Consider the following 20,841-nt stretch of genomic DNA (forward strand, 5'->3'; position numbering starts at 1 on the left):
GCCCGGTCGTCGGCACCGTGCCGATCTGAGCGCACCGGGAGGAGGCCGTATGGCAGACAACCGCGAACACCGACTGGTGGGAGTGCCCGCGGTAGCGGCACTGGCGGATCTCGGATTCGCCTCGGTCGCCTCGGGCGTCATCGCGCGGCGTCGGCCGGTGCTCGGCTTGCTCGAACGCACCGGCGCCGATTCCCGGGCGATCGAGCGCGTGCGGCAGTTGCGGCGCGAGTTCGGGGCGGGACCGGTCGAGCTCGTGGTGCCAGGCCGCCGGATCGTCGTCGTTCTCGACCCGCAGGACGTCGGGCGGGTGCTGGCCGACGCGCCGGCCCCTTTTCATCCCGCCAATCGTGAGAAGCGGGCCTCGCTGCGCCAGTTCCAGCCGCACGGCGTCCTGCTGTCCGACGGGCCGATCCGCGACCAGCGCCGCGCCGTGAACGAGGCCGCGCTGGACTCCGCCGAGCCGCTGCACCGTCTGGCCGGGCCGTTCGCGGAGGCCATCGCGGAGGAGGCGCGCGAGATGATCGTGTCGGCCCTGCACCGCGGCCACCTGGACGCGCGGCAGTTCACCACGCAGTGGTGGCGGCTGGTTCGGCGGATCGTGCTCGGGCTGCGGGGACGCGACGACACCGTCCTCACCGACGAGTTGTCCCGGCTCCGCTCGGCGGGCAACTGGTCGTTCCTGGCGCCTGCGCATCGCAGGCAGCGCGATCAGTTCACCAACCGGTTATATCGCCACGTGGAGTCCGCTCCGCCGGACAGCCTCGCCGGTGCGCTGGCCGCGGTGCCCGCGGGCGGCGCCACCGATCCGGTCGGGCAGATACCGCACTGGTTGTTCGCCTTCGACGCGGCGGGCATCGCGCTCAGCCGCGCGCTCGCCGTGCTGACCACCCATCCCGAGCATCACGCCAGGGCGCTCGCCGACGCCGTCGACCCGGAGCGTGCCGACCTGCGCGGCTACCTACGCGCCTGCGTGCTCGAATCGGTGCGGCTGTGGCCGACCACGCCCATGCTGCTGCGGGACATCACCGCCGACACCCAGTGGCGCGACGGCGACGAGCGCTTCACCATCGCGGCGGGCGCCGCCCTGATGATCGCGGTCCCGGCGTTCCACCGGGATCCCGATCTGCTGCCGTTCGCCGACCAATTCGTCCCGGAGATCTGGCTGGACGGCCGCGCGGAGCAGTACCCACAACTCGTGCCGTTCAGCGCGGGTCCGGCCGACTGCCCCGGCCGCAATCTGGTGCTGTTCGTCACCAGCACGCTACTCGCGCACTTGCTGACCTCCGCCGACTTCCGGCTGCGGTCCACGCCGCGGCCCAACCCGGACGCACCGCTGCCGGTGGCGTTGAACAACTTCGGGCTCGACTTCACTGTCGAGCCGTGTATGACACAGGCTGGCTAGTTCGTACATCGCGGAAGCGACACTTCCGCGATAGCTGTCATGATCTAGCGATGCTGGAAACCTCCGCACGTCTGTTGCGGCTGTTGTCGCTGCTGCAGCTCCGGCGCGACTGGCCCGGGCCCGCGCTGGCCGACAGGTTGGGCGTGTCCACGCGCACTGTTCGGACCGACATCGAGCGGCTGCGGACGCTCGGCTACCCCGTCCACGCGACGCCGGGTGTCGCGGGCGGGTACCGGCTCGGGTCCGGATCGGCGCTGCCGCCGTTGCTGCTGGACGATGACGAGGCCGTCGCGGTGACGATCGGGCTGGTCACCGCCGCCAACGGGGCGATCACCGGCATCGAGGAGATGGCGGTGCGCGCGCTGGCGAAACTGCAGCAGGTGTTGCCGTCTCGATTACGGCACCGGGTCGAGGTGCTGACGGCCGCCACCGTGCACGTGCCCGGCGACGAGGAGTCGACCGTGGACGCGGCGGTGCTCACCGCGGTCGCGGGGGCGATCAGAGCGAGCGAGCGATTGCGCTTCGACTATGAAAGCCATTCCGGCACACCGTCCAGCCGGGATGTCGAACCGCACCGGATGGTGCACTGGGGGCGCCGCTGGTACCTCGTCGCCTGGGATGTGGAGCGCGGCGACTGGCGTACTTTCCGTGTCGACCGGATCACCCCGAAGATCCCGAACGGGCCACGATTCACTCCCCGTGCCCTGTCCGAAGAGGAGATCGCCGAGCGAGTCCGGCGCGGAGTGGGCACGGCCACCTGGGCCTATCGCGCCCGGGTACGGATGGCCGCCCCGGCGGAGGTGATCCGGGCCCGCATGCCCGCGGCGGTGGAGGTCGAACCGGATGGTCCGGATCACTGTGTCGCACATGTGGGTTCGGATTCGCCCCGGATGCTGACGCTGTATCTCGGTCTGGCCGACGTCGAATTCGAGGTCCTGGACTCCCCGGCCCTGGCCGAGCATCTGGTCGCCACCGCAGCGCGTTTCCGGCGGGCGGCGGGACGGCAATAGCACGCGGCCGCGCCCGGCGCGAGCGCCGAGCGCGGCCGATGCCGCCGACTGGCGGATCAGTCCCGCACCTACCGGCTCGCGCCCGCGGCGGCACCGATGAGTCCACCGACCACGCAGCCGGGGAACACCCCGACAACGAAGAAGACGAGGCCGATCAGCGCCCCGACGGCACAGCCGATCGCCACACCGCCCAACGTGGCCGCCGCGTCACCGATGAACCGCGGCGCACCCGGCTCCGGAATCGCGGTGCCGACCGGCGTCAAGGTCAGCGTCGTCCCGGCCGCATCGATGTGGGGAGCCACCCCGACCTGCTGGCCGAACATGGACTGCAGGGTTGTCGGCACCGTCGTCACCACCGCACCGTCGGGCCCCAGCACCGCGATGCCGTCCGGCGTGCGGGCGAACGTACCGGAAGCGAGCGTGACCGCGGCGCTCGACCGGTCCGGCGCGACGGACGCGGTGTAGGCGACACCGCTGTGGTTCTCGCTCACCGCCGCACCATCGATCTCGGCTTGCCCAAATGCGGTCGCCGCGGTCACGCCGGTGGCGGCAATGGTCAGCAGCGTGGTCGCAACCAAATTCCTGAACTTCATGAGCCTTCCCATCCTCAGCAGATTCGATCTGTCGTTACCTGGGTACAGCCGTGAAACACTAGCGATTATAGACGTTCTGCATCACCATTTCCGGCAGTTGAAAATGCCCGAAATGTCTTGCCCGCCAGCACATCTCGTGCCGATCGAAGAGAACGGGAGAGCGACTGGAGGCTACTCCAGCTCGCCTTCGGCCTCCAGGTACACCTGACGCAACCGATCGAGCGTTTCCTGGTCGGGATGTTCCCACAGTTTCCGCTCGGCCGCCTCCAGCAGACGCTCGGCAATGCCGTGTAGCGCCCAGGGATTGGACTGCTCCATGAACTTCCGGTTCACGTCGTCGAAAACGTAGCTCTCCGTCAATTTCTCGTACATCCAGTCGGCCACCACGTTGGTGGTGGCGTCGTAGCCGAACAAGTAGTCGACGGTGGCCGCCATCTCGAACGCGCCCTTGTAGCCGTGCCTGCGCATGGCCTCGAGCCAGCGCGGATTCACCACGCGTGCCCGGAACACCCGCGCCGTCTCCTCCGACAGCGTCCGGGTGCGCACCGCGTCCGGACGGGTGCTGTCGCCGATGTAGGCTTCCGGGTTCTTGCCGGTCAGCGCACGCACAGTGGCGATCATGCCGCCGTGGAACTGGAAATAGTCGTCGGAGTCGGCGATGTCGTGCTCGCGGGTGTCGGTGTTCTTGGCCGCCACCGCGATCCGCCGATAGGCGCCGCGCATGTCCTCGGCGGCGGGCGCGCCGTCGAGGTCGCGCCCGTAGGCATAGCCGCCCCAGGCGGTGTACACCTGCGCGAGGTCGTCGTCGGTGCGCCAGCTCTTCGCATCGATCAACTGCAGCAGACCCGCCCCGTACGTGCCGGGTTTGGAGCCGAAGATGCGGGTGGTCGCGCGCCGCTGGTCGCCGTGTTCGGCCAGATCCGCCCGAGCGTGCGCGCGCACGTAATTCGCTTCTTCCGGCTCATCGAGGTCCGCCACAAGGCGGACCGCGTCGTCCAGCAGGGCGAGCACGTGCGGGAAGGCATCCCGGAAGAAGCCGCTGATGCGCACGGTGACATCGATGCGCGGGCGGCCCAGTTCCTCGAGCGAGATCACCTCGAGCGTGCTGACCCGGCGGCTCGCCTCATCCCAGACCGGCCGGACGCCCAGCAGGGCGAAGACTTCGGCGATGTCGTCACCCGAGGTGCGCATGGCCGAGGTGCCCCAGATCGACAGGCCCACCGATCGGGGGTATTCGTCGTGGTCGGCGCGATAGCGATCCAGCAGGGATTCCGCCATGGCCTGCCCGGTCTCCCAGGCCAGCCGGGACGGCACGGCTTTGGGGTCGACCGAGTAGAAATTACGTCCGGTCGGCAGGACGTTGATCAGGCCACGCAGCGGCGAACCACTCGGCCCCGCCGGGATGAATCCGCCGTCGAGCGCGTGCAGCACCCGGTCGATCTCCACGCCGGTCTGGCGCAGGCGCGGCACCACCTCGATGGCCGCGAAGCGCAGCACGCGCCGAACCTCGGGGTTGTCGGTGATGCCGTCGACCGCGTCCGGCGACCAGCCCGCCGCCTGCAACGCCCCGACCAGCGTGCGGGCGCTGTCCTCGACCGCGTCCACGCGCTCGCGCGCCTCGCCGCCGGACTCGTCGAGGCCGAGGGCTTCGCGCAGGCCAGGCACGCTGCGCTCGCCGCCCCAGAGCTGGCGCGCGCGCAGCATCGCCAGCACCAGGTCGAGTTCGCTCTCTCCTGCGGGCGCCTGGCCGAGGACGTGCAGGCCGTCGCGGATCTGCACGTCCTTGATCTCGCACAGCCAGCCGTCGACGTGCAGCAGCATGTCGTCGAAGGAATCCTCATCCGGGCGCTCGGTGAGGCCGAGGTCGTGGTCCATCTTCGCAGCGCGCATCAACGTCCAGATCTGCTGGCGGATGGCGGGAAGCTTGGCCGGATCCAGCGCGGAGATGTTCGCGTGCTCGTCGAGCAGTTGCTCCAGGCGGGAGATGTCGCCGTAGCTCTCGGCCCTGGCCATCGGCGGGATCAAGTGATCGACGAGAGTGGCGTGCGCGCGGCGCTTGGCCTGGGTGCCCTCGCCCGGATCGTTCACCAGGAACGGGTAGATCAGCGGCAGGTCGCCGAGGGCGGCGTCGGTGCCGCAGGAGGCCGACATGCCGAGCGTCTTGCCGGGCAGCCATTCCAGGTTTCCGTGCTTGCCCAAGTGCACCATCGCGTCGGCACCGAATCCCTCGGGCGCGCTGAGCCAGCGATAGGCGGCGAGGTAGTGGTGGCTGGGCGGCAGGTCTGGGTCGTGGTAGATCGCGACGGGGTTCTCGCCGAAGCCGCGCGGCGGCTGCACCATGAGCACGACATTGCCGAAACGCAGCGCGGCGATGACGATCTCACCGGCCGGATCGGACGAGCGGTCGACGTACAGTTCACCCGGCGGCGGGCCCCATGCCGCCACGACGGCGGCACGCAGGTCCTCGGGCAGGGTGTCGAACCAGGCCGCGTAGGTCGCCGCGCCGATGCGAATCGGGTTGCCTTCCAACTGCTCGGCGGTCAACCAGTCGGGATCTTGGCCGCCGGCCGCGATCAGGGCGTGGATGAGGGCGTCGCCGTCTTGTTCGTCCAGTCCGGGCACCTCGCCGGGCGCGCCGAGATCGTAACCAGCGGCTCGCATTTCGGTGAGTAGACGGATCGCGCTCGCCGGGGTGTCCAGTCCGACGGCGTTGCCGATGCGGGCGTGCTTGGTCGGGTAGGCCGACAGCATGACGGCGACGCGCTTGCGCGCGGCGGGGATGTGGCGCAGCCTCGCGTAGCGTGTCGCGATGCCGGCGACGCGGGCGACGCGCTCGGGATCGGGGACGTACGTGGACAGGCCGTCGGCGTCGAATTCCTTGAACGAGAACGGGACCGTGATGATTCGCCCGTCGAATTCCGGCACGGCGACCTGGGTGGCGACGTCCAGCGGTGACAACCCGTCGTCGTTGGCTTCCCATTGGTCGCGGCCGGTGGTCAGGCACAGTCCCTGCAGGATGGGCACGTCCAGCTCGGCGAGTGCGCCGACGTCCCACGCCTCGTCCTCGCCGCCCGCCGACGCGGTGGCGGGCTTGGTGCCTCCGGCGGCCAGCACGGTGACCACCAATGCGTCGGCGCGGCGCAGGGTCGCCAGCAACTCGGGTTCGGCGGTGCGCAGTGACGCGCAGTACAGCGGCAGTGCTCGCGCGCCGGCCTGTTCGATCGCGGTGCACAGGGCTTCGATGTAGGCGGTGTTGCCGGCCAGATGCTGTGCGCGATAGTAGATCACCGCCACGGTCGGCCCATCGGCCCGATCGGCGGCGACCCGGTCCAGATCGCCCCAGCTGGGCAGCTGGACCGGCGGCTCGAAGCCGTGGCCGGTCAGCAGCACGGTGTCGGACAGGAAATTGTGTAGCTGGCGCAGGTTCTCCGGGCCACCGGCGGCGAGGTAGTTGTGCGCGTCGGCCGCGACGCCGCCCGGCACGGTGGAGCATTCCATCAGCTCGGCATCCGGAGCGAGCTCACCGCCGAGGGCGACCAGCGGAATCCCGCTCGCGCGCAGCGCCTCCAGCCCGTCTTCCCAGGCCCGTTTGCCGCCGAGGATGCGCACGATCACCAGATCGGCGCCGTCGAGCAGGCCGGGCAGGTCGTCGACCAGCAGGCGAGCCGGATTCCCCCATCGGTAGTCGGCCCCGCTGGCGCGGGCACTGAGCAGATCGGTGTCGGACGTGGACAACAGCACTATCACGGGTGGCAGCCTTCCTCGGGTGACGCGCCCATCGGGGGTTCGCTGCTCGCCGGGGAGGGTCTGGCTTTTCTACAGTGGCGCGACCGCACCGGACTTCCACCGGTTTCCTCGTCGTCCGCCGAGCACGCCGAGCCTACCTGCCGTCCCGATCGGCTTCGTCCACGTGTCCGGCCGGCTCGGCCGCGCGGCGGTCACGGTCGCTCGCGCGGGCGGCCAAGAAGTCGTCCACGAGCCGCGCACAGTCGGCCGGGGTGGTGGGGCCGAGGCCGACCAGCCTAGCGAAGACGATCGGACCGACGAGCTGGGTCAACGCATGCGTCACGTCGAACTCGCCGAGTTGCCCGCGCACCTCCGGATCGTCGAAGAGCTGGTCGAAGGGCTGGCGATACTGCTCGATGAGCCGCTGACGAAGCGACGTGAACGCCGGGCCCGCGCCGGACTCGCCGCGTTCACCGGTAGCCAGCCACGCCAATGTGGACGTCTGCAGCGGAGCCTCGTCGACGACCGCGGCCTGCCTGCTGAGCATTTCGGTCAGACGCTGCCGTAGCGGACCGGCGGGCGGCGCCTCGATGACCGGAGGAAGCAGGCGCTCGAGCGTGGCGGCGCGCAACTGCATGGCGTTGTCGAAATGCCGGTACAGCGTGGTGCGCGCGACTTTGGACATCGTCGTGACCGCCTCGACGGTGACCGCTTCCAGCCCACCGGCTTGGAGCAGGGCGGTCGCGGCGTCGAGCAGCCTGGCTCGGGAACGCAGCTTGCGCGGATCGACATCGTCGTCGCGAGCGGAGTCGTGCGGCATCGGGTCGACGGCACCGGTCATGGAACGAACATTCCTCCTTCCGCGACGCCTATCGCCACCTGGCCCACTTATGCTACTGATAGTAGCGTAGCGATACTGTTGGTTTCCTTTTTGGGGAGGCGTCATGGAATCCACCGCGACACGGTTGTCCGCCGCCCAGCGGTGGATGTTGGCGATATCCTGCTCCGCCGTGGCCCTGGTGGTCGCGTCGATGGCGGCCCTGTACACCGCGCTGCCCGAGATCGCCGCCGCGACCGGAGCCAGTCAGCAACAGCTGACCTGGGTCGTCGACGGCTACACCCTCGCGCTGGCCTGCCTGGTGCTTCCGGCGGGCGCGCTCGGCGACCGGTACGGGCGGCGGGCGATGCTGATCATCGGGCTCTTCGTGTTCGCGGCCGCCTCCGCGGCGCCGCTGCTGCTGGACACACCCGGCTGGCTGATCGCGACGCGGGCGGCGGCAGGTGCGGGCGCCGCCCTGGTCATGCCGTCGACGCTGTCGCTGATCACCGCCGGGTTCCCGGAATCCCGCCGGGCGTACGCCGTGGGGCTGTGGGCGGGTGTCGCCGGTATCGGCGCGGTGCTCGGCATCCTCGGTTCCGGTCTGCTGCTGGAGCCCTGGTCCTGGGTCTCGGTCTTTCTCGCCATGGCCGTAGCGGGACTGTTGCTGATGATCGCCGGGTTCACTGTGCCGGAGTCGGTGGACCGGACTCGCCCGCGGATCGACCTGTGGGGGGCGGCGACGGCTGCCGTCGCGGTGGGATTGCTCGTCGTGGCCGCGATCGAGGCGCCCGAGCGCGGCTGGCTGGATCCGGTGGTGATCGCCATGGCCGTCGCGGCGGTGCTGGCGGGGGTGGTGTTCGTGACGGTCGAGTCACGGGTGGCGCACCCGCTGCTGGATGTGCGGTTGTTCGCCGATCGGGGGTTCGGCTCCGGTACCGCGGCGGTGATGGTGCAGTTCCTGGTGTCCTTCGGCGCCTTCCTCCTGATGGTCCAGTTCCTTCAGCTGATTCTCGGGTATGGGCCGCTGACGTCGGCTTTGGCGATGGCGCCGATGATGGTGCCGATGGTGGCGGTCTCGGTCGTCGCGCCGCGGCTCGCCGAGCGGGTCGGGTTGCGGTTGCCGATCGCCTCCGGGCTGGCGATCATCGCCATCGCGCTGCTCGCGATGTCCAGGATCGACACCCACACCACCTACCTCGATCTGGTCTGGTCGTTGCTGGTGATGAGCACGGGCGTCGGCTTGTGCACCGCGCCGGCGACGGCGGCGATCATCGCGGGCACCCCGGTGGAGAAGCACGGCGTAGCGGCGGCGGTGAACGACGCGGCGCGCGAAGTCGGCGCGGCCGTCGGCATCGCCATCTCGGGCAGCGTCTTGGCCGCGGGGTACAGCGACCGCATCGCGCCTGCCCTGCCCCGGTTGCCCGAACCGATCCGCGAACCGGTCGGCGACTCGCTGGCCGCGGCGTTGCAGGTGACCGAGCGGATGGGGCCACAAGCCGCACCGCTGGCCGAGTTCGCCGAGACCGCCTTCGTCCACGGAGCGCAGCAATCCGCGCTGGCGCTGGGCATAGTCACTCTCGTCGCCGCAGTCCTCATCGGCGTGTGGGCGCCGGGACGCTCACACGCGAAAACGAAACCCGCGCGCGCTCGGCAGGAAGCGGAACCGGCCACCGCACCGTGACGATCGCTCGTCGGTGACAAGGCGACCAGTCGTTCACGACACCGCCGCCGATCAGATCGCGGATCGCGAGCCCATTGCGCACCGATACGATCCGAAGTCGCGAGCGATGCCCGGACCTACACCAAGTCGGCGTTCCCGTCAATCACCTTGAGGTGGTAGTGGAACCGATTGACCCGCCACCCGTCCGCGGTGCGTTCGACGCCGAGGGAGTAGCTGCCGACGAACGTACGGGTCTTGCCCTCGACCGCGGCGTTCTTGACGTGCACCGCGATGGCGTCGGCGTGCACCCGCGCCGTGTCACCGTCCACATCGATGAGGTGATTACCGGACTGGTGGTGCACTTCGTCGAGGTCGGCCAGGCCGGTGCGCCAATCAGCGATGATGTCGGCCGCGGACCGCTCACCGACCGGCCCGCCGAAACCGCCGTCGAAATCCACCTTCGGCGTGAACACCTCGGCCGACAGGCCTTCCCAGCGTTTTTGATCGGTGTAGACGAACATCTTGGTGATCACATCGACGATGGCCAGCCGGTCTGCGAGGGCGGAGATTTCGGACATACGCCGACCTTAGTCGTCGCTTCGGTCCGAGGTCTTGCGGACCACCCCGCCCAGGAGCACCAGCTTGGTGGCCGGAAGGTCCTCCTCGAGCCACTGTTGCAGGGGGACTACGCCGGGATCGATCATGTCGAAGCCCTCGAAGAACGATTCGACTCGGGCGGGGGAGCGATACGCCACCTGGGCCGAGGAGTTGGCGGTGTCCGACGACGACTGGTCGATGAAGTCCCGATCGCTGTCGTCGGAGCCGTGCGTGAATGCCAGATAGCTTCCCGGCGCCATGGCCGCACGGAGCCGGGCGACGATGTCGGCCGGGCCCTCGCCGTCCATCACGAAGTGCAGGACCCCGACCAACGTGATCGCCACCGGCTCATCGAAGTCGATGAACTCTTCGTGCCGCAGCCGGTCGAGAAGGTCGTCCGTACGGCGCACATCACCCAGCATCGCCGTCACGCCCTCCGCACCGGTCAGCAGGGCATTGCAATGCGCGTACACGACCGGGTCGAAATCGACGTACACCACCCGCGCCGACGGATCGATCTCGTGGACGACTTCGTGCACATTGGGCGAGGTCGGGATACCCGCGCCGAGGTCGATGAACTGCCGGATCCCGGCCTCCGCGGCGAACTGGACCGCGTGCACCAGGAATTTGCGACTGAACCAGGCGAGGGTCCGGGTGTCCGGGGCGATGGACAGCATTCGGTGCGCGACCGCCCGGTCCACTTCGTAATTGTCTTTGCCGCCGAGGAGATAGTCGTATACCCGGGCTGAATTCGGCAGGTTCGGATCGACGCCACGCGGCGCTCGCTCCATGCCGGACACCATACCTCCCCGATCTCGCTGATCGGGATCGTAACAAAAGTCATTGCCAGCCGCCCAGATTCGCTCCGGGGACGAAACGTGCGCACCGAATGACGTTGCGGGAGAGGAGGTCCGATGTCACTGCGCGCAGGGGTGCACGAATTCAATCGTCCGTCGCCCCGCTCGCCGCGAGCAATTGGGCTCGGGCCATGAGTTCGTCCGCGACCGGGCGGGGACGGCGGCCGAGACCGCACGCGCAGGCGACTCCGTCGACCGGGCGCCCCAGCGCGTTCTCGATGACCCGCAATGTGTGCGACTGTTGCGAGGCGGTGGGTAGGTCGTGCACCAACCCGGCATAGAAATCCGTGCCCGCACCCAAGGACAACTCCGCCAGGGGCGCATAGAATTCGGCTTTCGTCGACGGTGGTATGTCACCTGCCGCCACGGGGCCGTGCACGAATTCCAGAGCGCGCCCCCGCGGCCAATGCCGGACGACGGAATTGGCCAGATCGACCAGGGGCCGCGCGTTCCGCAACCTTCCCCGGGCTTTGTTGCGCAAGCTGCCGAGGCAGAGGTGGACCCCGAAACGGGTTCCCTCCGGAGCGGCCGCGGCCAGCGCGGCGATTCCCTCCCCCAGCCCCAGCGCCCGATCGATCAGCCGGTGCAGCGGTTGCGTTTTCGACATGAGCACCAGCTCCGCGGTGGCCTCGAGCTGCACGACAATGTCGTCGCCTGCCAGCTCCCGCATGGCCGTGATGTCGCGCACGGTGGCGTCGAAGAATGCCCGGCGATGCCGCCGCACGCCTGATGCCCCCATGGCGATGAACGTCAACGTGAAGTCGGTCGGCATGCCGATCTGGAGCGCGAGATCGGGCAGCTCCCGCTCGCCGCGGAGCTCACGGAGGAGGGGCAGCGCCTCTTCGGCCTCGCGGAGATATCCGAGATCCAGGCCCGCGCCGGACAATTCGGTGCCGCGCGGGGCGCGATGGATCGTCCGCTCCCGGCTCGAGCGCCACGATCCGGGCTTCTTCACCGCCAGGACACCTCGGGCGACCAGGTCTTCGATGATGGGCTGAATGTAGAACTCGTAACGGCGCGTCTCTCCGGTGGGCAGGGTACGTAATCGCGCCCCAGCGCTGTCGAGCATGGCCCGCATCGCCACTTCCGTGCTCTCGGCCGGAAAACTACCGACGAAATGCACCGCCCGGGTCTCCGCCCCTTGTCTCGTCGACCCCACGTCCCCGCGCTCCTTGTTCACCGCTCGTCCCGGACATTCACCCTCCGGACGCGATCTCGTTGCGTCCGAGTGCACGCTCGGCGGCACCAACTATGTGATAGCCACGGAAAATTATGTGGGGTATCGGCGTTCGCCGGGTAGTCAGGCGCGCTACCGACCCCCGGGCTCGGGCGGGTCGCAGGCCACCGTGTTCTCCATCATGATCTACGACACCCCCGAAGACCTCGACAAGCAATGCGGGTCTCGACAGCTGATACCGCTTCGCCGCCGCCCCGAGTTGGGTTGCGCCCTCTCGACGCCGCTCGTTCGAGGTCGTCGGACCGGAGCGATCGACGACGTCACCGAGTTCCTTCTCGCCATGCCGACACCGGCCCGCGAACATAGTGAAACAGCCTGATGGGAACGAGTGACGGTCCAGCTGGCCAGGACCCGAGCGGGGATGTGCGTGGGCGAAAGATATTGCGCGCCATTATTTTCGCGCATAGCCTGCGTCGCGTGCGAACCTCGCTACGGTCGATCGCCGCGTCCGCGGCGGCGCTCCTGCTCTGCCTGACACCCGGCGTGGCCTATGCCGAGGATGATCCGGGTCGCTGCGAATCGTTGTCCATCCCCGTCCCGCTGGGCGTGATGGCCGGTTCCCTGTGCACTCCCACGGCACACGCGACCGACACCGTCATGGTGCTCATCGCGGGATCCAATTACAACCACACGTACTGGGACTTCCCTTACGCACCCGAGACCTACAGTTTCCGGCGCGCGATGAATGCCGCGGGGATCGCGACGCTGGTGGTCGATCGGCTCGGCAACGGCGCGAGCACGAGACCGCCGAGCACGCAGGTCACGGCGTCGGTCTCGGCTCGCGCCCTGCACGACATCGTTCAGGCCCTGCGCCGAGGGCTGGCGGGCGCGCCGCCGTTCGGCACAGTCGTCACCGGCGGTCATTCGCTCAGCTCGGGTATCGACGTCTTGGAGGCCAGCACGTACCAGGACGTCGACGGCGTGCTGCTCACCGGCTTCTCCCACGCTCTCGATGTGGCCGAAGTCCTCGGCGTGATCTCCACCTACCACCAAGCCGCCCAGGATCCGCGATTCGCCGCGGGCGGATACGATCCCGGTTATCTGACGACCCGGCCCGGTACCCGCGCGGGCAATTTCTTCGCGCCCGAGACGGCCGATCCCGAAGTTCTCGCCGTCGACGAGGCGACCAAGGAAGTGTTCTCGCCGACGGAGTATCCCGACGGCCTGACCTCCACCATCCCGCCGATGACCAACTTCATCGACGTCCCGGTCCTGGTCGTCGACGGCAGCCTGGACCGGCTCTCCTGCGGCCCCGGGTACGCGGTCTGCGCGAACGCCGAGACACTGCACGCCGCCGAAGCGCCGTTCTTCGGCCCGGCCGCCCAGCTGCGCACCTATGTGCTGCGCGACAGCGGCCATTCGGTCAATCTCGCGCGGAACACCGCCGAGTATCGGGCCGCCGTCATCGATTGGGTGCGGACGATCGCGGCGTAACCGGCCGTTCGCCGCGCCCGGCGCGTCCGTAGGCTGGGATCGTTATGACACGACGTGCTCCTGATTCCTGCCCGGGTGTGTTGCGGTTGCACGACGCGGCCGACGGGCCGCTCGCGCGAATCCGGGTGCCCGGCGGGCGCCTGGGGCCCGTGCAGGTGCAGACGCTGGCGGAGGCCGCGCACGATCTCGCGGACGGGAACATCGAACTCACCTCACGGGGAAACGTCCAGTTGCGCCAGGTGCGCGACGCCGGGGCACTGACGGACCGGCTGGCCGCCGCGGGCCTGCTGCCGAGCAGCACGCACGAACGGGTGCGCAATATCATCGCCTCGCCGCTGTCCGGCCGGATCGGCGGCTCGGCGGACGTGCACCCGCTGGTTCCCGTGCTGGACGCGGGCTTGCGCGCGGCGCCGCGGCTGGCGCAGCTTCCCGGCCGAGTGCTGTTCACCCTCGACGACGGGCGCGGTGACGTCAGCGGACTCGGCGCCGACATCGGCGTGCACGCGGTCGGGAGGGACGAGTTCGCGTTGTTGCTGGCAGGCGGTGACAGCGGCGTGCGGGTGGCCGCCGCCGACGCGGTCGATGTCATGCTCGCCGCCGCCCACGGGTTCCTGCGACTGCGGGGTGACGACGCGGGCCGCTGGCGGCTGCGCGACATCGAACGGGGCGCCGAACGCGTCGTCGATCTCCTCGGCCTGTCTCCCGGCGCCGAGCGGCTCCACTTCTGCCCGCCCCGGAGCATTCCGATCGGATGGTTCGAGCAGGACAACGGACTGGTCGGTCTCGGCGCCGGTGTGCGCCTCGGGTCCCTGCCCGCCCGTACGGCCGAGTTCCTCGCGGCGGTCGAGCGACCGGTCTTCCTCACGCCGTGGCGCAGTCTGGTGGTCACCGACCTGGAGGAATGGGCCGCCGAGCAGGTCGTGCGCGTGCTCGCCCCGATGGGCTTGATCTTCGACGCCGACTCGCCGTGGCTGCTGGTCAGCGCCTGCGCCGGGCAACCGGGCTGCGCGAAGTCGCACACCGACGTCCGAGCCGACGTCGCCGCGGCGATCGACACGGGCCGCGTGCTACCCGCCCGAACCGAGCAGGGCGAGTCGCCGGTTTCCGGAACCTCCGCGGGCCGAGATGTCCCGCAGGCGATGCCCCCAACAGACGTCGCGGTGGCCGGGCGTCAGCATTGGTCCGGCTGCGCTCGCCGCTGCGGCCGGCCCCAAGGGGAGGTCACCGATATCGTCGCGACAGATGAGGGCTATCGCGTCGACTGACTCTTCCGCGCTGCCCAGGCACCTCACCCGCCATGGATCTCGAGGGTGCAGCATTTGACGGAGCCCCCGGCCTTGTGCAGCTCGGACATCTCGATGCCGACCGGATGGTAGCCACGCGCGCGCAGGGCTTCGCACAAGGCGGTGGCGGCGCTGCTGAGGAAGACGTTGAAACCGTCGCAGACTCCGTTCAACCCGAGTACCGCCGCGTCCGCGTGGGTGGCCACGATCGCATCGGGATAGAACTCGGCGAGCACCGCGCGTGCCGCCGGGCTGAAGGCGGGCGGATAGTAGGCAATGGTGTCGCTCAGTGGAAGCAGCACCGTGTCCAGGTGATAGAAGCGCGGATCGATCAGTTCCAGTGAGACCACGGGAAGACCGAAATGCCGCGACACCTCCTCGTGCGCGGCCGGGGAGCTGCGGAATCCCATACCGGCCAGAAGCCGATCACCGACGAGGAGGAAGTCGCCTTCGCCTTCGTTGCATTCCTCGGCCGCCACCAGCTCCGGCAAGCCGTATCGGGCGAACCAGGCGTGGTAGGCCGGGCCTTCCGCAGCACGTTCCGGGTGGGTGAACCGGGCCGACATGGCGCGGTTTCCGACGATCAGCCCGCCGTTGGCGGCGAACACCATGTCGGGCAGACCCGCCACACCGGGGACCACTTCCACGGTGTGCCCGTACTCGGCGTAGGTGGCGCGCAACGTTTCCCACTGCTCGACAGCCAGCGCGCGGTCGACGGGCTCGGCGGGATTCATCCATGGATTGATGGAGTAGACGACGTCGAAGTGATCGGGACGGCACATCACGAACTTGCGCGGCGACGAACGGCGGACGGCGGACTCGGCGGGGAGGGTGGCTACAGAAGTCAACGGAACTCCCGGAGATCAGCGGGGACTTTCGGCTGATATGAAGGTAAGTCGCCTAGTATTGCGCCAGAAACAACGATTCGTTGTGCATCTGCCCAGAAAAGCGATGATTCGTTGCGGAGGAGGAGAGAAGGTGTGACGTGGACGACCTCGACCGGCGGATCCTCGAACAATTGCTGAGGAATGCCCGGGCTTCGTTCCAGGAGATCGGCGGCGTGGTGGGACTGTCCGCGCCCGCGGTGAAGCGGCGCGTCGACCGGCTGGTCGCCGCCAAACAGATCACCGGGTTCACCGCGCTGGTCAATCCCGCGGCGCTGGGCTGGAAGACGGAGGCGTACGTCGAGGTGTACTACCGCGACAACATCTCCCCTACCGAACTCAAACGCAGCTTGGACCCGATCCCGCAGGTGGTCGGTGTGTGGACGATCGCGGGCGAGGCCGACGCGCTGGTGCACGTCATGGCCACCGACATGGCCGAGATCGAGGTGACCGTGGAACGGATCCGGGAGAACGCGCGGGTCGGGCGTACCCGCAGCGCCATCGTCATGTCACGGATTCTCGAGCGTCCCCGGACCTGATCCGGCGGCGCTCGGGCGCCCGGTATCCGGCGGCTCGGGCGGCCATGCGACGCGCCCGACCCGGACCGACCTGTCCGGACCCGCACCCATATGGTGGACCGCATGTCCGACGTACGTGCCAGCTACCTGACCGACGGGGCCGAGATCTACCGTCGCTCGTTCGCGACGATCCGCGCCGAAGCCGATCTGAGCGGATTCCCGCCGGACGTGGCACAGGTCGTGGTGCGGATGATCCACGGCTGCGGTCAGGTGGATCTCGCCGCGGACGTTGCCTTCTCACCCGGTGTCGTCGCCTCGGCACGAGCGGCGCTGCGCGCGGGCGCGCCGATTCTGTGTGACGCGACCATGGTCGCCTCTGGCGTGACCAGGAAACGACTGCCTGCCGACAACGAGGTGCTGTGCACCCTCGCGGATTCGCGCGTGCCGGAGCTGGCCGCGGCCAAGGGCACGACCCGCTCCGCCGCCGCGCTCGAGCTGTGGCGCGACCGTCTCGACGGCGCCGTCGTCGCGATCGGCAACGCACCAACGGCGCTGTTCCATCTGCTCGACCTCCTGGACGCGGGAGCGCCCCGGCCCGCCGCCGTGCTCGGCATCCCGGTCGGGTTCGTCGGGGCGGCCGAATCGAAAGACGCGCTGATCGAGTTCGGCGGCGTCGAATACCTCACGGTGCGCGGCAGGCGTGGCGGTAGCGCCATCACCGCGTCCGCGCTGAACGCGATTGCGAGCGAACAGGAATGAGCACTCCGGGCAAGCTGTGGGGCGTCGGACTCGGTCCGGGTGATCCGGAACTGGTGACGGTCAAGGCGGCCAACGTGATCGGCGCGGCCGACGTCGTCGCGTTCCACAGCGCCCGCCACGGCCGCAGCATCTCCCGCCGCATCGCCGCGCCGTACATGCGGCCGGGCCAGCTGGAGGAGCATCTCGTCTACCCGGTCACCACCGAGACCACCGACCACCCCGGCGGTTACCAGGGAGCGATCGACGAGTTCTACGAAGAGGCCGCCGAGCGGCTGGCCGCGCATCTGGCCGCAGGCCGCTCCGTCGCGCTGCTCGCCGCGGGCGACCCGCTGTTCTACAGCTCGTACATGCACATGCACCGGCGGCTGGCCGATCGGTTCGACGCCGAGATCATTCCCGGCGTCACCTCGGTCAGCGCGGCGTCCGCAGCGCTGGGTACGCCGCTGGTCGAGGGCGAACAGGTGCTCACCGTGCTGCCGGGCACCATGCCGGTCGAGGAGCTCACCCGGCGGCTGCGCACGACCGACGCGGCCGCGATCATGAAACTGGGACGCACCTATCCCGGTGTGCGTCAGGCGCTTTCGGATTCCGGCCGGCTGGCGGGCGCCTACTATGTGGAGCGCGCGAGCAGCACCGACCAGCGCGTACTGCACGCCGGAGCGGTCGATGACACGGAGGTGCCGTACTTCGCCATCACCCTCGTGCCCGGCCCCGAGCCGACCACCCCACTACCCCGCCTCGAGCCGGATCCCATCGCGGATCAGCGGATTCACGAGACGGACACGACCGACCGCGCCGGTGAGGTCGTGGTCGTGGGGCTGGGTCCCGGCGCAGCGGAGTGGACCACCGACGAGGTGCGCGCGGCCTTGGCGGACGCCACCGATCTGGTCGGCTACACCACCTATCTGAACCGGGTCCCCGAGCGTGCGGGCCAACGTCGTCATGCCAGCGACAACCGCGTCGAGTCCGAGCGCGCGGCCATGGCCTTGGATCTGGCCGGACGCGGCGCACGGGTCGCGGTCGTCTCCTCGGGTGACCCCGGGGTCTTCGCGATGGCGGCGGCGGTGCTCGAGGAATCCGCGGACCCGCGGTGGCGTACCGTGCCGGTGCGCGTGCTGCCCGGCCTCACCGCGGCCAACGCGGTGGCCAGCCGAGTGGGCGCGCCGCTCGGGCACGACTACGCGATGATCTCACTCTCCGATCGGCTCAAGCCGTGGGAGGTGGTGGCGCAACGCCTTTCCGCCGTCGCCGCGGCCGACATGGCGATCGCTATCTACAACCCGGCGTCCTCGCAACGCACCTGGCAGGTGGGCGCGATGCGGGACCTGTTGCTCGAGCACCGCAAGCCCGATACTCCCGTCGTCGTCGGGCGCGACGTCGGCGGACCCACCGAATCGGTCCGGGTGGTGCAACTCGGCGATCTCGACCCCGACGAGGTGGACATGCGCACGCTGCTGATCATCGGCGCGTCCACCACCACGGCGCTCGAAACCGACCAGGGCATCCGGGTCTACACCTCCCGGCGCTACGGTCACGCGCGCGACGCGGCGACCGACGGCGCGTAGGATCGCCTGACGCACCGAAGATCGGAGGGACCTTGGCCGCGACACTGTCGGAGCTGACGCTGCGCGCCCGCGCCCTGGAGGCCAGGGCCACCGCGAGCGAACAAGCACTCGACGAGCAGGGCGACGTCCTCGGCGAACTCGCGGCGCTGACCAGGAAGGCGCTCGACGGCATCGGCCGGATCGATCGACGCGCGGAGACGATCGGCGAAGCCGCGGGCGAGCTTCGCCGCGATGTCGGCGATCTGCGTGAGAACGTGGGCGAACTGACCCGCAGGGTCACGGTGCTCGAACAAGGACAGGTCCGTTTGGAACAGGGTCAGGCGGCGCTGGCGCGCGGCCAAGCGCAGCTCGAACAAGGACAGGCACAGCTCGAACAGGGACAGGCGCGGCTGGAGCAGGGCATGGCGCGGGTGCTCGCCCAGCTCGGCAAGTTGACCGGCGACGCCTGACTCGAACCGTTCAGGTAATATTCCACTATGGAATGTTGAGAGCGAAGGGAGCAGTCGTTGACCAACACCGCGACCAGACTCAAGCCACTGAACTCGACAGCGGCGTCATTGCTCGGATTTCTGCACGAAGGGCCCATGTCGGGGTGGGATCTGGTCGCCGAGGCCCAAGACCGCATCGGCGATTTCTGGACGATCACGCAGAGTCAGGTCTACCGGGAACTCGCCACGATGGACGCGGCGGGACTCGTCGAGAAGGGTGAGACCGGAGCCCGGGAACGGACGCCCTACCACCTCACCGACGCGGGGCGCGAAGCGTTCCTGGAGTGGGTCGCCCGCGATCCGGGCGGGGAGACCATCCGGGTGCCGTTGCTGCTCACGCTCTCCTTCGGAGAGCATCTCGATCGCGATCGGCTCCACGGCATCGTCGCGGCCAACCGGGAAATCCATCAGGCGCGGCTCACGCGGTATCTCGCCCAGGATCCGGAGGGGATGTCGGCCTTCGCCCGCGCCACCCTGGATTTCGGAATCCGCTACGAGCGGGCGGTGCTGGAGTGGTTCGACCATCTGCCGGAGATACTCGACAGCTGACCATCCAGCACGCTGCCGGACAGCGCGTGAAACCCCGGAACGTCGGTCAGTCGCGACGAATCGGCCTCTCGCGCAGCCAATCCAGCGCCTGCGCCGCCGATTCCACGACCTGCGCCCCCTCTGGCAGTGGTGGACGGTCGATGACGACAACCGGGATTCGCGCCGTGCGTGCGGCGACCAGTTTGGCTTCGGTCTGATCGCCGCCGCTGTCCTTGGTGACGAGCACGTCGATCCGGTGCTGGATGAGCAGTCGCGACTCGTCCTCGAACGCATACGGTCCACGGGCGAGGAGCAGTTCGTGGCGCGGCGGCAGTGCGCCCTCCGGCGGATCGATGGCACGGATCAGGAACCACTGCCTGGTCAGTCCCGCGAACGCGTCCACGCCCTGCCTGCCGATGGTCAGGAAGACACGTTCACCGATAGCCGCCGTCTGCGACGCGGCCGCGGCCAGATCGGGCACGCGAATCCAACGGTCCCCCGCCTGCCGCACCCACCCAGGCCGACGCAGGTGCACCAGCGGCACGCCCGACATCCGTGCGGCCGCCGCAGCATTGGCGCTGATACCCGCGGCGAACGGATGGGTGGCGTCCACCATCGCGGTCACATCGTTGGCCGCCAGCCAGACGCGCAGCCCCTCGGCGCCGCCGAAACCGCCGATGCGGACCGCCCCTTCGGGCAGCAAGGGCGCACGCACACGACCGGCGAGCGAGGACACGATCTCGAATCCTCGCTCGCCGGTGGCGATGTGGGCCAGCTCCCGCGCTTCTCGGGTGCCACCCAGAATCAGAACTCTCAGGGCTGGCCGCTGAAGTAGGCGATGCCCGCGTTCAGCAGCGACGGCCCGCCCGCGACGGCGAGACCGATCAGCGCGCCGAGCACCGCGCCCGGCAGGATGCCGACACCGAAGAACACGATGCCGATGGCCGCGCCGATCAGGCCACCGACCAGGGCGCCGAGCGAGGCGCGCTGCAACTCGGCGAAGAACCACTCCTGCGCGCCGATGAACTCGGCGGCGACCGGCGCGTTCGCGGTCGGCGCCGCCTGCGGGGTCAGCGTCAGCTGCCTGCCCTCGTCGGCGACGTTCGCGGCGATCTTCACCTCTTGACCCTTGGCCGTCGCGGTGAGCGGAATGGTGGTGACGGTCTCGCCCGCGGAGTTCTTCAGGGTGACCGACTGGTTGCCGGTGTCGACGCTGAAGGCGCCCCCGGTGACGCTGGTGACCACGGACTTACCCGCCTCGGCGAGCTGCAGCGCGTAGCCGACGCCCTGGTCCGTGCCCGTGACCGTAGGCGCGGCCGCGGTCTGGTCCTGCACCGCGGGCGGTGCGGGAGCGGCGTAGGAAGTACCGGCGGTAACTCCGGTGGCGGCGACTGCCAGCAATGCCGTGGCGGCGAACTTCTTGTACTTCATCTATCTCCCCAATAGGAATCGGATTTCCGATCACGATCGGAACTCGGCC

19 protein-coding genes are annotated in these 20,841 nt (G+C 69.2%); 10 read left to right on the top strand and 9 right to left on the bottom strand.

All coding sequences use genetic code 11. From position 1 onward, the window contains the following. Nucleotides 1-49 precede the first annotated feature (49 nt). Nucleotides 50-1,402 (top strand): cytochrome P450, encoded by a 1,353-nt coding sequence (locus M8859_RS06350; RefSeq protein ID WP_159925359.1) that lies wholly within the window; start codon nt 50-52, stop codon nt 1,400-1,402. 50 nt (nt 1,403-1,452) lie between these two features. Continuing rightward, on the top strand, nt 1,453-2,412 hold the full coding sequence (locus M8859_RS06355) for a helix-turn-helix transcriptional regulator (protein WP_195071190.1): 960 nt from the start codon (nt 1,453-1,455) through the stop codon (nt 2,410-2,412). A 68-nt stretch (nt 2,413-2,480) separates the two neighbouring features. On the opposite strand, the gene M8859_RS06360 is transcribed toward M8859_RS06355, so the two are convergent. From M8859_RS06360 to M8859_RS06370, 3 genes are all read right to left on the bottom strand, one after another. Beyond that, the gene (locus M8859_RS06360) at nt 2,481-3,005 is read right to left on the bottom strand and encodes a DUF8020 domain-containing protein (protein WP_159925363.1); all 525 of its coding nucleotides are present in this window, start codon (nt 3,003-3,005) and stop codon (nt 2,481-2,483) included. 171 nt (nt 3,006-3,176) lie between these two features. After that, nucleotides 3,177-6,752 carry a cobaltochelatase subunit CobN gene (gene cobN / locus M8859_RS06365; RefSeq protein ID WP_249643977.1) on the bottom strand — a complete coding sequence of 1,192 codons (3,576 nt, stop codon included), beginning with the start codon at nt 6,750-6,752 and terminating at the stop codon, nt 3,177-3,179. Between the two features lie 133 nt (nt 6,753-6,885). Beyond that, the gene (locus tag M8859_RS06370) at nt 6,886-7,572 is read right to left on the bottom strand and encodes a TetR/AcrR family transcriptional regulator (protein WP_249643978.1); all 687 of its coding nucleotides are present in this window, start codon (nt 7,570-7,572) and stop codon (nt 6,886-6,888) included. 103 nt (nt 7,573-7,675) lie between these two features. On the opposite strand from M8859_RS06370, the gene M8859_RS06375 reads away from it, so the two are divergent. Beyond that, on the top strand, nt 7,676-9,232 hold the full coding sequence (locus M8859_RS06375; RefSeq protein WP_159925367.1) for an MFS transporter: 1,557 nt from the start codon (nt 7,676-7,678) through the stop codon (nt 9,230-9,232). Between the two features lie 116 nt (nt 9,233-9,348). Here the strand turns inward: M8859_RS06375 and M8859_RS06380 are convergent, their stop codons facing one another. From M8859_RS06380 to M8859_RS06390, 3 genes are all read right to left on the bottom strand, one after another. Further along, complete coding sequence (locus tag M8859_RS06380; RefSeq protein ID WP_159925369.1) at nt 9,349-9,789, bottom strand: nuclear transport factor 2 family protein; 441 nt, start codon at nt 9,787-9,789, stop codon at nt 9,349-9,351. Between the two features lie 9 nt (nt 9,790-9,798). After that, complete coding sequence (locus M8859_RS06385; protein WP_159925371.1) at nt 9,799-10,599, bottom strand: SAM-dependent methyltransferase; 801 nt, start codon at nt 10,597-10,599, stop codon at nt 9,799-9,801. Between the two features lie 151 nt (nt 10,600-10,750). Next, nucleotides 10,751-11,824, bottom strand: a complete 1,074-nt coding sequence (locus tag M8859_RS06390) for a hypothetical protein (RefSeq protein WP_249643979.1) — start codon at nt 11,822-11,824, stop codon at nt 10,751-10,753. Nucleotides 11,825-12,319: 495 nt separating this feature from the next. On the opposite strand from M8859_RS06390, the gene M8859_RS06395 reads away from it, so the two are divergent. Continuing rightward, on the top strand, nt 12,320-13,336 hold the full coding sequence (locus tag M8859_RS06395; protein WP_249643980.1) for an alpha/beta fold hydrolase: 1,017 nt from the start codon (nt 12,320-12,322) through the stop codon (nt 13,334-13,336). 38 nt (nt 13,337-13,374) lie between these two features. Continuing rightward, a complete protein-coding gene (gene cobG / locus M8859_RS06400) occupies nt 13,375-14,601 on the top strand; it encodes a precorrin-3B synthase (protein ID WP_372492874.1) in 1,227 nt (408 codons plus the stop codon). A 23-nt stretch (nt 14,602-14,624) separates the two neighbouring features. Here the strand turns inward: cobG and ddaH are convergent, their stop codons facing one another. Next, nucleotides 14,625-15,467 carry a dimethylargininase gene (gene ddaH / locus M8859_RS06405; protein WP_249643982.1) on the bottom strand — a complete coding sequence of 281 codons (843 nt, stop codon included), beginning with the start codon at nt 15,465-15,467 and terminating at the stop codon, nt 14,625-14,627. A 137-nt stretch (nt 15,468-15,604) separates the two neighbouring features. On the opposite strand from ddaH, the gene M8859_RS06410 reads away from it, so the two are divergent. The 5 genes from M8859_RS06410 to M8859_RS06430 all read left to right on the top strand — a co-directional run bounded on the left by M8859_RS06410 (nt 15,605) and on the right by M8859_RS06430 (nt 19,382). Next, a complete protein-coding gene (locus tag M8859_RS06410) occupies nt 15,605-16,042 on the top strand; it encodes an Lrp/AsnC family transcriptional regulator (protein ID WP_159925377.1) in 438 nt (145 codons plus the stop codon). A gap of 102 nt (nt 16,043-16,144) precedes the next feature. Next, nucleotides 16,145-16,780, top strand: a complete 636-nt coding sequence (locus tag M8859_RS06415; RefSeq protein WP_159925379.1) for a precorrin-8X methylmutase — start codon at nt 16,145-16,147, stop codon at nt 16,778-16,780. After that, on the top strand, nt 16,777-18,345 hold the full coding sequence (gene cobJ / locus M8859_RS06420) for a precorrin-3B C(17)-methyltransferase (protein ID WP_159925381.1): 1,569 nt from the start codon (nt 16,777-16,779) through the stop codon (nt 18,343-18,345). The genes M8859_RS06415 and cobJ overlap by 4 nt, the downstream gene beginning before the upstream one ends. Nucleotides 18,346-18,377: 32 nt before the next feature. Continuing rightward, the gene (locus tag M8859_RS06425; protein WP_195071197.1) at nt 18,378-18,794 is read left to right on the top strand and encodes a hypothetical protein; all 417 of its coding nucleotides are present in this window, start codon (nt 18,378-18,380) and stop codon (nt 18,792-18,794) included. Between the two features lie 57 nt (nt 18,795-18,851). Next, nucleotides 18,852-19,382: a PadR family transcriptional regulator gene (locus M8859_RS06430; RefSeq protein ID WP_159925385.1), complete on the top strand. Its 531-nt coding sequence runs from the start codon at nt 18,852-18,854 to the stop codon at nt 19,380-19,382. Between the two features lie 46 nt (nt 19,383-19,428). Here the strand turns inward: M8859_RS06430 and M8859_RS06435 are convergent, their stop codons facing one another. Further along, on the bottom strand, nt 19,429-20,178 hold the full coding sequence (locus tag M8859_RS06435) for a cobalt-precorrin-6A reductase (protein WP_249644014.1): 750 nt from the start codon (nt 20,176-20,178) through the stop codon (nt 19,429-19,431). Beyond that, nucleotides 20,175-20,792 carry a DUF8020 domain-containing protein gene (locus M8859_RS06440; RefSeq protein WP_249643983.1) on the bottom strand — a complete coding sequence of 206 codons (618 nt, stop codon included), beginning with the start codon at nt 20,790-20,792 and terminating at the stop codon, nt 20,175-20,177. Before M8859_RS06440 ends, M8859_RS06435 begins: the two co-directional genes overlap by 4 nt. Nucleotides 20,793-20,841 lie beyond the last annotated feature (49 nt).

Source organism: Nocardia sputi, from assembly GCF_023501985.1.

What these genes read in the sequence shown, in the direction of transcription:
- M8859_RS06350 (WP_159925359.1), top strand. Translation starts at nt 50, where the DNA reads ATGGCAGACAACCGCGAACACCGACTGGTGGGAGTGCCCGCGGTAGCG.
- M8859_RS06355 (WP_195071190.1), top strand. Translation starts at nt 1,453, where the DNA reads ATGCTGGAAACCTCCGCACGTCTGTTGCGGCTGTTGTCGCTGCTGCAG.
- M8859_RS06360 (WP_159925363.1), bottom strand. Translation starts at nt 3,005, where the DNA reads ATGAAGTTCAGGAATTTGGTTGCGACCACGCTGCTGACCATTGCCGCC.
- M8859_RS06370 (WP_249643978.1), bottom strand. Translation starts at nt 7,572, where the DNA reads ATGACCGGTGCCGTCGACCCGATGCCGCACGACTCCGCTCGCGACGAC.
- M8859_RS06375 (WP_159925367.1), top strand. Translation starts at nt 7,676, where the DNA reads ATGGAATCCACCGCGACACGGTTGTCCGCCGCCCAGCGGTGGATGTTG.
- M8859_RS06380 (WP_159925369.1), bottom strand. Translation starts at nt 9,789, where the DNA reads ATGTCCGAAATCTCCGCCCTCGCAGACCGGCTGGCCATCGTCGATGTG.
- M8859_RS06385 (WP_159925371.1), bottom strand. Translation starts at nt 10,599, where the DNA reads ATGGAGCGAGCGCCGCGTGGCGTCGATCCGAACCTGCCGAATTCAGCC.
- M8859_RS06415 (WP_159925379.1), top strand. Translation starts at nt 16,145, where the DNA reads ATGTCCGACGTACGTGCCAGCTACCTGACCGACGGGGCCGAGATCTAC.
- cobJ (WP_159925381.1), top strand. Translation starts at nt 16,777, where the DNA reads ATGAGCACTCCGGGCAAGCTGTGGGGCGTCGGACTCGGTCCGGGTGAT.
- M8859_RS06440 (WP_249643983.1), bottom strand. Translation starts at nt 20,792, where the DNA reads ATGAAGTACAAGAAGTTCGCCGCCACGGCATTGCTGGCAGTCGCCGCC.